This window comes from Paenibacillus sp. J2R1T-4 (assembly GCF_059692235.1).
In genome coordinates, this window is the sequence record NZ_JCAUBA010000009.1 from 255930 (window position 1) to 267550 (window position 11621).

Consider the following 11621-nt stretch of genomic DNA (forward strand, 5'->3'; position numbering starts at 1 on the left):
AGGAGGGGTTTCTTGTCCAATCACTTCCCAAGTAATGCAAGACCTGAACCCGATCAAGTGTTGATCGATATTGCAGAGTATGTGGCGATGGATCAAATAAATAGCGCCGCAGCCTATGAGACCGCCAGATTATGTCTGATGGATACCCTTGGATGTGGTCTGCTTGCGCTGCGTTATCCGGAGTGCACTAAGCTTCTAGGACCCATTGTTCCTGGCACGATTGTCCCGAACGGCTCCCGAGTGCCTGGAACTCAATTCCAGCTGGATCCCGTCACGGCCGCTTTCAACATCGGCTGTATGATTCGCTGGCTCGATTATAACGATACATGGCTTGCTGCAGAATGGGGACATCCTTCCGATAACCTGGGGGGTATTCTGGCAGTAGCGGATTATAGAAGCAGACAAAAGGTTTCCAAGGGGGAAGCTCCCTTAACAATGAGAGATGTGCTGACAGCAATGATCAAAGCCCATGAGATTCAAGGTGTTCTCGCACTGGCAAATAGCTTCAATCGCGTTGGTCTTGATCACGTTATCCTAGTCAAAGTCGCTTCGACTGCTGTCGTTACTCATCTGCTCGGAGGTTCAAAGGACGAGATCATAGCTGCCGTTTCACAAGCTTGGGTAGATGGGCATCCGCTTCGCACGTATAGACATTCACCCAACACTGGCTCCCGTAAGTCTTGGGCGGCAGGCGACGCTACAAGCCGGGCTGTTCGTCTAGCACTAATGGCGCTTAAAGGAGAGATGGGCTATCCATCTGCATTAACCGCTAGAACCTGGGGATTCCAAGATGTGCTGTTCAAAGGGAATTCCTTAAAGCAGGAGAGGGAGTACGGCTCCTATGTGATGGAGCATGTATTATTCAAAATATCGTTTCCTGCAGAATTTCACGCTCAAACTGCAGTGGAGTGCGCGATACAGCTCTATCCGGAAGTCATCGGCAGGCTGGAGGAAGTGGACAGAATTGAGCTTGTGACTCATGAATCCGCCATCCGTATTATTGATAAAACAGGTCCGCTGCACAATCCAGCAGATCGCGATCATTGTCTCCAATACATGGTGGCAATCGCTCTCCTCTATGGCAATCTGACTGCTGATCATTACGAGGATGCGGCTGCTTCAGACCCGCGGATCGATGTGTTGAGACAAATGATGATAACAAGGGAGGACAAGCGGTACTCTCTAGAATATCTTGACCCCAATAAACGTTCCATTGCCAATAGCGTCCAAGTGTTCTTCCTAGATGGCACCTCAACGTCGAAGGTAGAGGTAGAGTATCCGATTGGACACAAGAGGAGACGTTCCCAAGGAGTTCCGCTGCTCGCAAGCAAATTCGAAGCCAATCTGGCTACCCGTTTCCCGGCAAGGCAAGTGAAAGCCATCGTGGATCTATGCGCGGACACTAACCAGCTGGAAGCCACCCCTGTGCAACAGTTTGTCGATCTTTTTGTTATCTAATGATGTGTAAAATAAGAGACTGCCCGAGCGGGCAGTCTCGATTCTAAATCAGCTTCAGCTTCACCCAGAAGCGAATATCTTCTCCGTCACACTCGGCCCAGATTTGGCCTCCATGGAAATCTATAATGCTTTTGGCAATCGCCAGTCCAAGTCCTGAACCGCCGCCAGTTTCGGAAGAGCGAGATTCGTCAAGACGATAGAAACGATCGAACAGACGCTGCAGTTCAGCCTGTGGAATGGGTGTACCCCGATTGCTGATGCACACATGGACAAAGTCTTTATCGCGGAACATAGCGATTTTGATCTGACCAGGCTTGAAGCTGTAATTCACGGCATTGGTAATCAGATTGTCGAATACTCGAATAATCTTATCCGCATCAAGATCCACCCATATTTTCTCAGCGGGCAGTGCGCGGAAGATCGTGAGTTGATTGGATTCCGCATGAGTCACATGCTCCTCCAGCAGCTGTTCCAACAGCTCATTCAGACATACTCTTTTCAAGCTAAGCGTCTCTCCGCGGTTGGACAGCTTCGTGTATTCGAATAGATCCTCGATTAATCCTTTGAGCTTCTCCGATTTGCTATAAGCTATATTCACATAAGAATCCGCTTGCAGCTGATCCGTATAGTTACGGTCCTTCAGAAGCCTTAGATAGCCCATAATGAGTGTAAGCGGCGTACGCAGGTCATGAGAGACGTTCGTGATCAGCTCTGTCTTCGTCTTCTCCGCCAGTCTCTCCTCTTCTATCGTGTGCTGGAGCACCTCGGTCATCTCATTCATACTTTGAGCCAGAATGCCCAACTCGTCGTTGCTTTTCTTGACGATCCGGAAATCCAGATTACCCCGTGAAATTTCCATCAGCCCGCCAGCCAGCTCCTCGATGTATTTCATTTTACGTTTCGTAAGGTAGAAGAAGCTCACAATGAATACAATCAAACCTACTACGTAAGGCAGCATGCTCTCCTGAACAGCAAGGGGAACGATGCTTGGCTCGGGCATCCCGGATACGATCAAATAGTTTCTGGTGTCTTTGATGTTGAGCGGATAAAAGGAGACGTATTCCTGATTGCGGTAGTGGTTGTCGTTCAACCGATTGTTCATGGCATTACGGATGACACCGTGCAGATCGACTTGACTCTCGGATGCATTCGATGACTTATGCAATACTTTGCCATCTAGATCGACGATCATAACCTTGAGCGTATCCCAATTGTTATCTTCTATCACTCTGGTGATCGCTTTTTCGGTTGTTGTGGAGTCGGGCGACGCATTCGGTCCAGTAGCAAACTCCAAGGTGTTAAGAATAGAGCGAGTCCGGTTGTCGATCGACTGTCGGCCGGAATCGTACTCAATCGAGTAGGATTTATTAACCTTGGCGAAAAAAGGTGAGGAGCTTGCGCTAGCTATAACCGCTAGTCCCAGGCAAACCCCGAATGCAAGCATTAATTGCAGCCGAATACTATGTTCAACATGGCTGCGGACCATTCGGACTATATCTTTGCCAAAGCCATAGAGGAGAGAGGTCCAGTAGAAAGGATTAAACATAGATCTATTTTTCAATTTTGTAGCCTACCCCCCAAACCGTTTTAATATATTTAGGCTGCCTTGGTATTTCCTCGAGCTTCTCTCTGATTTTGCGGATATGCACCATCACTGTATTGTCGGATTCATAGAATGTTTCGTTCCACACGGACTCGTATATTTTCTGAATGCTGAATACAATCCCGCGATTGCGGGCTAGTAGCTCAAGGATAGCGAATTCACGGGGGGTTAGCCTCACTTCCCGACCGTCCACATGAATTTCATGGGTGGATGTGTTGATTGTGAGATCGTCTATCTCAAGTTGGTCTTCCTTTGGAGGTGCTGCTACATTAAGCCGTTTATACCTGCGCAGCTGTGATTTTACCCGAGCAATAAGCTCCATAGGGTTAAAAGGTTTCGTCATATAGTCGTCCGCTCCTGTGCTGAGCCCGAATATTTTGTCCATATCCTGACTCTTCGCCGAAAGCATAATAATGGGCATGTTTTGTTCTTCCCTGATTTTGAGGCAAGCCTGAATCCCGTCCATGCGAGGCATCATGATATCGAGAATAATGAGGTCAACTTTTTTGTGGCGCAGCACCTCAAGCGCTTCTATTCCATTGGCTGCCTGCACAATCGAGTAGCCTTCGTTTTTCAAATAAATTTCGAGCAGGTCCAGTATATCTTTTTCGTCGTCTACAAGCAGAATGATTTCTCCAGACATGGTGGCTCCTTTCTTTGTAACAATCTCACAAGCATTAGTATAAGCAAGAAATCTTAATATTGGTTGAAGCATGATCTTAATATTATCTTAAATTGCTCCTGTTTCCCGTTCAATCCGAGTCTTTTATCTCATAAATGAGACTTATGACCCACTATAAAGCACAATTTCCTACATGCGAAAACAGTATACATGACTTTCAAACTCGAGTATAATGAGAAAAATGATAAATTTGGTACCTTCGCATGAGAAACTTGTCGAAAAGGAGTCAAACTGAGTGAAAGCCGAGTACATCAATCCTTTTTTAGAATCCGCCAAAATCGTTTTGGAACAGCTAATCCAAATACGGCCGACGACCGGACAGCTTGGCATTAAAGACGTCAAGTTCGTAGAGAAGTATATCTGGATTCAGATCGGCATGACCGGTCAAATGAAGGGGGACATCGTATTCGGACTCCATGAAGAGGTTGCCCTTAAGCTTGTGTCTGCTATGATGGGAGGCTACCACGTTTCCGAGATGGATGACATGACGCACAGCGCTATATCGGAGCTTGGCAACATGATCAGCGGTAATGCAAGCACGATTCTGTACAACCAAGGAGTGCGCGTAGACATTACACCTCCTAAGCTGGTGCAATCAGCGACGGCCGCAGGTTTCACGCCTAAGAAGGCACTTACGATTCCGCTCATTATGGAACAGATCGGTGAACTGAACATACATGTGTTAATTACATAGAAGATCACGAAGAGGTGCAAGTTGTGGCCTCTTTTTTGTATGGTTCGAGAGTGGTATAGTTTAGGCATGTGCATATGCTTACGCTGAGTTGAGAGGAAGGAAGGTATCAAGTGAAAGGACAAGTGATCGCAATAACGGGTGCTTCAAGCGGAATTGGCGCGGAAATTGCAGTGGAGTTGGGAAGAAGGGGTGCCGTGCTTGCCTTGTTCGGACGGAATATGGACGGACTACGTGACACAGCAAGCCGGATCAGCGGGCCAACTAGCTTATATGAGCTTGATGTAACTTCTGGCGAGCAGGTCGAACAGGCTGTGAAACGTGTTGTACTCGAGCTTGGCGGAATCGACGTATGGATTAACAATGCAGGATTCGGGCGTTTTGATCGTATTCTGGATGCTCCGCTTAGTGATTACACGAGCATGATGGATGTTAACTATATGGGTACGGTGAGATGTACAAAGGCAGTTCTCCCTTATATGATTGAAGCAGGGAAGGGACAGATTGTTAACGTGGCGTCGATCGCAGGGAAGATCGGTTCGGCCAAATCTACTGCGTACTCCGCTTCCAAGCATGCTGTTCTTGGTTTCACTAATAGCCTAAGACAGGAGCTCGTTGGTACAGGGGTAGCCGTGACGGCTATTAATCCAGGTCCTATCGATACACCTTTCTTCACGCAAGCGGACCCAAACGGAGATTATGTGCGTAATATACGCCGGTTTATGCTAAAGCCAGAACAGGTGGCCAGAGCGGTGGCAGATGCCATTCACCATCGTCGTTCTTACGTGGATTTACCTTGGGTGATGGGTTTTGGTGCGAAGTTGTCAGCACTGTTTCCTGATTTTTTTGAGCTGATCGCGAATCGAATGTTTAACAAAAAATAACGAAGTGCCAGAATAACTAACAATATGGGGAGTTGTCACGAGATGAAGCTGGGATCAGTAGAAGCTGGGGGAACGAAATTTGTTTGCGGTATTGGGAACGAGCATGGTGAAGTATTGGCGAGAACAGAATTTCCCACAACAGATCCAGAAGAAACATTAGGAAGAGTACTGGCGTTCTTTCGAGACGAGCAGCTGGATGCGTTAGGAATTGGATCGTTTGGTCCGATTGATCCAGATCCCGCAAGTCCTACATATGGGTATGTAACGACGACCCCCAAACCCGGATGGTCCCAATATAATGTGTTAGGCAAACTGAAGGAATCGTTCGATTGCCCGATCGGTTGGGATACAGACGTTAATGCTGCAGCCTTGGGGGAAGCAACATGGGGTGCTGCCAAAGGCTTAAGCAGCTGCGTTTATGTAACTGTGGGGACGGGAATTGGAGCGGGAATCTATGTCGAGGACAGATTGGTGCATGGCTTGGTACATCCGGAGATGGGGCATATTCCAGTGAAGCGTCATCCTGACGATACGTTTGTTGGATGCTGTCCATACCACAACGATTGTTTTGAAGGAATGGCGGCAGGTCCGGCGATTGCTAAGAGATGGGGCAAGAAAGGGCATGAATTAGAGGACGACAGTCGAGTATGGGAGATTGAAGCCTACTATCTCGCGCAAGCAGCCGTTCATGCTATTCTATTCGTATCCCCGCATAAGATTGTGTTCGGCGGCGGAGTTATGAAGCAGCGTCAATTGTTCTCCTTGGTACACTGTCAAGTCCAGCAGATGTTGAACGGGTACGTGCAGAGTGAGTGGATTACTAGTAAAATCGACGAATATATTGTGCCACCAGGTCTAGGTGATAATGCAGGACTGTGCGGAGGTTTGGCTTTGGCTCATGCAGCGTGGATGGCGAGCAAGTAAGGGATGTAAGAAGCAAAGAAATACGAACACACGTTTGTGTTTCATTTCCATTTCCAATATAATAAACTAAGAGAAAGCTTCCTAAGTCGAACATCATTCTGATGTTGAGGTGAGAGTATGGATGATTTGAAACACATGTTTAGAGAAGTATTGAAAGAAGAGCTTCAGCCGATTAAGGAACAGTTAGACAAGCAAGGAGAAGTTCTGGAGAGACACGGTGAAGTTTTAGATAGACATTCACAGCAATTGGACAAGCATAGCCAGTTGCATGATCTACACAGTCAACAGTTCGATCGAGTTTTCCAGACGTTAGACACACACAGTCAACAGTTCGATAGAGTATTCCAGACGTTAGACACTCACAGTAAACAGTTCGATCGAGTTTTCCAGACGTTAGACACACACAGTCAACAGTTCGATAGAGTATTCCAGACGTTAGACACTCACAGTCAACTTTTTACAACCATGCTCAAGCAAATGGATCGAATGGAGCAGACTCAAGCAGAAGACGTAGTTGGTATGCTGCAACTGATGGACAATAAGTTCACATCCAGGCTTGAAGACAATGAACATCGTGTGGGGCTGCTTCAAGAAAGGTTATTTAAGCTGGAAGTTGACGTGCGCAAGCTTCAGACCTCATAGATATAATGAACTCCTCCGTGAACCGGGGGTTTTCTTGTTATCAGAAACTTGTTAGCTAGTAAACTATATTTCGAAAGGAGCCTGAAGATGAATGTAGACTTTATGCGATCATGGCTAATCGACAAGTATGAAGAGCTTGAGATGAGAAAGATGAAAGCGATTGAACAGCTCAATGAGGAGCAGTTGAATTGGAATCCTAACGAGAACAGCAATAGTATAGCTAACCTGATTGTGCATATCCGTGGTAACATCCAGGAGAGAGTTAGTCAAGGAATCCTCAAAAAGGAATTGGTCAGAGACCGAGATTCTGAATTTGATAAGATGTACGTAGAGAAGCAAGAGCTGCTTTCTATGGTGCGAGATATGTTTGCAGAGTTGATCGTTACGACCAAGGGTTTGAAGCCCGAGCAATTTGAACAAAAGCAACTAGTAAGGAATAGAGAACGGACCCATGCGGATGTGCTTTTGCAGGTTGCTACTCACATTTCCGAGCATACGGGACAAATATTGTACATAGCCAAACTATGTTTGGATGATGGGTACGTAAGTACGACAATTCCGAAGCGGAAATAACCGGACTGAGGAGGAGTGACCATTTGCTCGCGGGTGATGGATACGATAGAGAAATCCATCTATTCCGCTCATTTAACTTACCGATCCCCACCACAAATAACCTGACCGATCAATTCCCGGTCAGGTTATTGTTAATGCAATCAGTCATCATAAGAGGTGATTCGTCTTATTCTTCGGAGAGTTCCTTTAGAGATTTGATTTTCCCATGAGGATGGTGTGTTTGCTTGCGAATTTTGGTCGCGTTCTCTCTGCGGCGTTTGGACGTTGTCACAGGAAATGGCCCCTCTCGTTATGAAGTTGACGCACCTTCTTAGAATGGCTAACAAGAGGGATTCTATTCGTTATCAATAGTTCAGGGACGATTATTGTGACCCTTCACTTCTTTGTGGATTTTTTTCCACTTGTTCTTCTCGGCAATCTGCAAAGACTTGTTCTCCTTGCGGGCGAGGTAAGCTAATTCCCGTTGAAGCTTTCCATAATTATCGAACCGGCTCCGTTCAAGTGTTCCGTCTTGTAAGGCATCTTTGATCGCGCAGCCAGGCTCTTTGTCATGCTTGCAATCGGGATATCGACAATGTTCCGCAAGCTCTTCAATATCGTGGAAGGTTGAACTCATACCTTCGTTTGCATCCCATAATTGCAGCTCCCTCATACCGGGCGTGTCAATCAGCAATCCACCTGAGGGCAGAACGACAAGCTCACGATGTGTGGTGGTATGTTTGCCGCGATCATCCCCCTGTCGAATATCACCAGTTGCTTGAACCTCACTGCCGTAAAGTCGGTTGATTAGTGTTGATTTACCTGCACCAGATGATCCAAGAAGAGCAATCGTCCGCCCTATGCCCATGTATGGGGCGAGTTCTTGGATACCCTCATTTGTGAGAGCATTGACTGCATGGACAGGTACTCCGAGGGCAATTGCTTCCGCTTCGTTTATGGCCGACTCTACATTTTCGGATAGATCTGCTTTACTAAGGATAATGACCGGACTCGCACCGCTCTCCCAAGCGAGGGCCAGATATCGCTCTAACCTACGCAGATTATAATCCTGATTCAAAGCATTTACGAGGAACACTGTATTAACATTAGTAGCTACGATTTGCTCTTCAGGAGTGTTGCCGGCAGCTCTGCGTGAAAATTTGCTGAATCGGGGCAGGATGCCATGTATGATGGCTCGGCCTTCATCTATTGGTTCCGACAGGGCGACCCAGTCTCCGACTGCCGGAAAATCCGCACGTCCAATAGCGTCATATCTCAAACGGCCGGATACTTCTGCCAGCACGTCACCCTTTCCCGTATATACACGGTACAAATGCTTGTGCTCCAAAGCTACCCGTCCCGCGCTATAGCCTTTTTCTTGATAAGGGGTAAAGGCTTGTTCCCAATGTTGGTTCCAGCCTAAAGTTTCTAAATTCAATGATCGAATCCTCCTGTAAAGGTAATTATATATTGGTAAGACAAAATCTCTACAGGAATCCTCGCATACAACTTACTATTGTCCGAGGACACCTGCAGTGGGAGTGAAAACAATATAATTGGACATTTACATCAATCCTTCCGATTCATTTTTGATTACCTGTATAGTATAGTCATTTCCGGAGAAGAAGCCACGGTACTTTTTAGTTGAAATGATTTTTTCCTGAATAAATGAAAAAAGCAATCCTTAACGGTTATAAACGGTTAAGGATTGCTGGATAATATTCCACTTATTCCTGTTTCTCGTCTTCCTTAGCAGTACCAGTTGCTCCAGAAGTCTGAGAGTGTGCGCGCTGCGCCTGATTTAAATCACGAATTTCTTCGAACAACAGCCGTACTTCACGCTTGGCTTCAGGATGACTCTGACCCCAGTGGGCGGTAAGGGCTGGCATGCTTTTATGAATATGATTGTAGATGGCCCACTTGGTCACCTTGTCGATCATGATGGTGGATGATTTGCCCGTGAGCAGCTCAGCATATTTCTCTACCAGGGCTTCAAATTCTTGATCAAATGCCGGATTCATATGGTTCAACTACCTTTCGCATGATAAACTAAACGTTACTCACAAGTCTAGCGGATGTCCTTACTCGGTGTCAAAGGTGGAAAATACAATGAAACAAATAAAAGTACATAATATACAAAATATGGATGATAAGATACAGCTTGGGCAGATGCAGGAGCACGGGCAGGGGCAAGTTCAGGTGCAGGTGCTGGGGCAGGAGCAGGAGCAAGAGCAAGAGCAGGAGCAGGAGCAGGAGCAGGAGCAGGAGCAGGAGCAGGAGCAGGAGCAGGAGCAGGAGCAGGAGCAGGAGCAAGAGCAAGAGCAGGAGCAGGAGCAGGAGCAGGAGCAGGAGCAGGAGCAGGAGCAGGAGCAGGAGCAGGAGCAGGAGCAGGAGCAGGAGCAGGAGCAGGAGCAGGAGCAGGAGCAGGAGCAGGGGCAGGGGAAAGAAAGCGAGCACGACCTTGGGCGTGAGCCGGAGCAGATAGAGTTGGCAATTGAGCGTGAGAGGTTACCCGATCCTGCGCCTGGCTTGCGACTGGAGCTTATCACCTACACGAGCCAAGGGCTGCGAGTAAAGGGATATCTTGTAGCGGGCGAAGACGGAGCGGAGAGACCGCCACTAGTTTATTGCCGCGGTGGGATCCGCGGCGTGGGGATGGTGCGCGTGCCGAGGCTAGTCACACTAGCGAGGCGCGGGTATACGGTTTTCGCCCCGTTCTACCGAGGGAACGAGGGAGGGGAGGGGCGCGAGGACTTCGGCGGCGAGGATCGGCACGATCTATACGCCGCCTTGCAGCTTGTGCGCGCGCTGCCCGAGACCTTGCCGATCGCGCCAGCGCTGATCGGCTTCTCGCGAGGCGCGCTCATGGCGCTGCTCGCGGCACGCGAGTGCCCGGGCGTCGGCCCGGTCGTCGTCTGGGGCGGAGTCAGCGACCTCCGCCTCACGTACGACGAGCGGGTGGACCTCCGCCGCATGCTGAAGCGGGTGGTGGGCCACCCGCGAAAAGACCCCGGCGCGTACGATCGCCGCTCGCCGGTATGCTGGGCGGATGAGATTCGCACACCAGTGCTCATCATCCACGGCTCAGCGGATGAGCATGTGAGTGTTGCACATGCTTACCGCCTGGCTGAAGCTTTCGACGCAGTCGGCAAGCCATACTCGATGACCATTTACGAAGGCCGTCCCCACGTGTTATCCCGTGAAGAGGACGAGCAGGTGCTGGACTACGTGTTTGGCTGGATCGAAGAAGCACGTGATACACAAATGCTGTAATATTTTGATGATATCGGAACAAGTGAGACTATCAATTTACCAAAATTGAACGGATGGCCTGAAAATAACAAGGTTTTTCCTTGTTAATTCCCAAGTAAGGCCTCTCGGCTTGAAAATAACAAGGTTTTTCCTTGTTAATTCCCAAGTAAGACCCCTCGGCCTGAAAATAACAAGGTTTTTCCTTGTTAATTCCCAAGTTAGGTTTCTCGGCCCGAAAATAACACGGCTTTTCCTTGTTAATTCCCAAGTTAGGCCTCTCGGCTTGAAAATAACAAGGTTTTTCCTTGTTAATTCCCAAGTAAGACCCCTCGGCCTGAAAATAACAAGGTTTTTCCTTGTTAATTCCCAAGTAAGGCCTCTCAGCCTGAAAATAACACGGCTTTTCCTTGTTAATTCCCAAACTGGGCCTCTCAGCTCGGAAATAACCCGGCTTTTGCACCTAGAATAAAAAGTGGACACCCATAACTCGGTAAACAGATAATGAATATACCAAAACCGAGAGGTGTTAACGATGGGCGACAAGAGACAAAGGTATAATGAGACCTTTAAACGAGAGGCCGTAAAATATGTGCAGGAGCAGACTAAATCACTACCTCAGATCGCAGATGAGCTGGGCATGAATCCCGACACCCTTCGTCAGTGGGTGGCCAAGTATCGGGAGTTTGAGAATGAGCCTGTGAATCAGGGAGAGACACTGCGCCAACAAACGCAGCTCATTCACGACCAGCAGCGCGAAATCGAAGACCTCAAGGAAGAAAACGCAATCCTAAAAAAGGCCATGCACATCTTCAGCAAAGCAAAGAATTAAGGTTCCAGTTTATCGAAGATAATCGCTCTAATTTTCGGTTAGAGAAGATGTGCAAGGTACTGAAGGTATCGAAGGGCGGCTACTTCAGGTGGCGAAGCGCAGAG

Annotated in this window: 13 protein-coding genes; 8 read left to right on the forward strand and 5 right to left on the reverse strand. The window is 47.9% G+C overall.

The window, feature by feature from the left end:
* Positions 1-12: 12 nt before the first annotated feature.
* Positions 13-1458 carry a bifunctional 2-methylcitrate dehydratase/aconitate hydratase gene (locus AC58QD_RS17210; RefSeq protein ID WP_497335399.1) on the forward strand — a complete coding sequence of 482 codons (1446 nt, stop codon included), beginning with the start codon at positions 13-15 and terminating at the stop codon, positions 1456-1458.
* Between the two features lie 43 nt (positions 1459-1501).
* Here AC58QD_RS17210 and AC58QD_RS17215 read toward each other — a convergent pair whose 3' ends face one another.
* Both AC58QD_RS17215 and AC58QD_RS17220 read right to left on the reverse strand, forming a co-directional pair.
* Positions 1502-3019, reverse strand: coding sequence for a sensor histidine kinase (locus tag AC58QD_RS17215; protein WP_497335401.1), 1518 nt, complete (start codon positions 3017-3019; stop codon positions 1502-1504).
* Entirely contained in the window at positions 3009-3704 is a 696-nt protein-coding gene (locus tag AC58QD_RS17220; RefSeq protein WP_497335403.1) for a response regulator transcription factor, read from the reverse strand. The genes AC58QD_RS17215 and AC58QD_RS17220 overlap by 11 nt, the downstream gene beginning before the upstream one ends.
* Before the next feature lie 274 nt (positions 3705-3978).
* Between AC58QD_RS17220 and AC58QD_RS17225 the strand changes: the two genes are divergently transcribed.
* The 5 genes from AC58QD_RS17225 to AC58QD_RS17245 all read left to right on the forward strand — a co-directional run bounded on the left by AC58QD_RS17225 (position 3979) and on the right by AC58QD_RS17245 (position 7457).
* Positions 3979-4437, forward strand: a complete 459-nt coding sequence (locus tag AC58QD_RS17225; protein ID WP_497335405.1) for a chemotaxis protein CheX — start codon at positions 3979-3981, stop codon at positions 4435-4437.
* 110 nt (positions 4438-4547) lie between these two features.
* Complete coding sequence (locus tag AC58QD_RS17230) at positions 4548-5318, forward strand: SDR family NAD(P)-dependent oxidoreductase (RefSeq protein WP_497335407.1); 771 nt, start codon at positions 4548-4550, stop codon at positions 5316-5318.
* A gap of 42 nt (positions 5319-5360) precedes the next feature.
* Complete coding sequence (locus AC58QD_RS17235; RefSeq protein WP_497335410.1) at positions 5361-6242, forward strand: ROK family protein; 882 nt, start codon at positions 5361-5363, stop codon at positions 6240-6242.
* Positions 6243-6359: 117 nt separating this feature from the next.
* Complete coding sequence (locus AC58QD_RS17240; protein WP_497335412.1) at positions 6360-6884, forward strand: hypothetical protein; 525 nt, start codon at positions 6360-6362, stop codon at positions 6882-6884.
* 87 nt (positions 6885-6971) lie between these two features.
* Positions 6972-7457 (forward strand): DUF1572 family protein, encoded by a 486-nt coding sequence (locus AC58QD_RS17245; protein ID WP_497335414.1) that lies wholly within the window; start codon positions 6972-6974, stop codon positions 7455-7457.
* Between the two features lie 166 nt (positions 7458-7623).
* On the opposite strand, the gene AC58QD_RS17250 is transcribed toward AC58QD_RS17245, so the two are convergent.
* From AC58QD_RS17250 to AC58QD_RS17260, 3 genes are all read right to left on the reverse strand, one after another.
* Positions 7624-7728, reverse strand: coding sequence for a DUF6254 family protein (locus AC58QD_RS17250; RefSeq protein WP_497335416.1), 105 nt, complete (start codon positions 7726-7728; stop codon positions 7624-7626).
* Between the two features lie 81 nt (positions 7729-7809).
* A complete protein-coding gene (gene rsgA, locus AC58QD_RS17255; protein ID WP_497335418.1) occupies positions 7810-8874 on the reverse strand; it encodes a ribosome small subunit-dependent GTPase A in 1065 nt (354 codons plus the stop codon).
* A 289-nt stretch (positions 8875-9163) separates the two neighbouring features.
* Positions 9164-9457, reverse strand: a complete 294-nt coding sequence (locus AC58QD_RS17260) for a DUF2573 family protein (RefSeq protein WP_497335420.1) — start codon at positions 9455-9457, stop codon at positions 9164-9166.
* Positions 9458-9545: 88 nt separating this feature from the next.
* Here AC58QD_RS17260 and AC58QD_RS17265 point away from each other — a divergent pair, with 88 nt between their 5' ends.
* Positions 9546-10709, forward strand: coding sequence for an alpha/beta hydrolase family protein (locus AC58QD_RS17265; RefSeq protein ID WP_497335422.1), 1164 nt, complete (start codon positions 9546-9548; stop codon positions 10707-10709).
* Positions 10710-11220: 511 nt separating this feature from the next.
* Positions 11221-11517, forward strand: a complete 297-nt coding sequence (locus AC58QD_RS17270) for a transposase (RefSeq protein ID WP_497335424.1) — start codon at positions 11221-11223, stop codon at positions 11515-11517.
* The last annotated feature ends 104 nt before the right edge of the window (positions 11518-11621 follow it).

Bases quoted from the DNA above. Each gene is read 5' to 3' on its own strand.
- AC58QD_RS17220 (WP_497335403.1), bottom strand. From the start codon at position 3,704: ATGTCTGGAGAAATCATTCTGCTTGTAGACGACGAAAAAGATATACTG.
- AC58QD_RS17235 (WP_497335410.1), top strand. From the start codon at position 5,361: ATGAAGCTGGGATCAGTAGAAGCTGGGGGAACGAAATTTGTTTGCGGT.
- AC58QD_RS17240 (WP_497335412.1), top strand. From the start codon at position 6,360: ATGGATGATTTGAAACACATGTTTAGAGAAGTATTGAAAGAAGAGCTT.
- AC58QD_RS17245 (WP_497335414.1), top strand. From the start codon at position 6,972: ATGAATGTAGACTTTATGCGATCATGGCTAATCGACAAGTATGAAGAG.
- AC58QD_RS17260 (WP_497335420.1), bottom strand. From the start codon at position 9,457: ATGAATCCGGCATTTGATCAAGAATTTGAAGCCCTGGTAGAGAAATAT.
- AC58QD_RS17265 (WP_497335422.1), top strand. From the start codon at position 9,546: ATGAAACAAATAAAAGTACATAATATACAAAATATGGATGATAAGATA.
- AC58QD_RS17270 (WP_497335424.1), top strand. From the start codon at position 11,221: ATGGGCGACAAGAGACAAAGGTATAATGAGACCTTTAAACGAGAGGCC.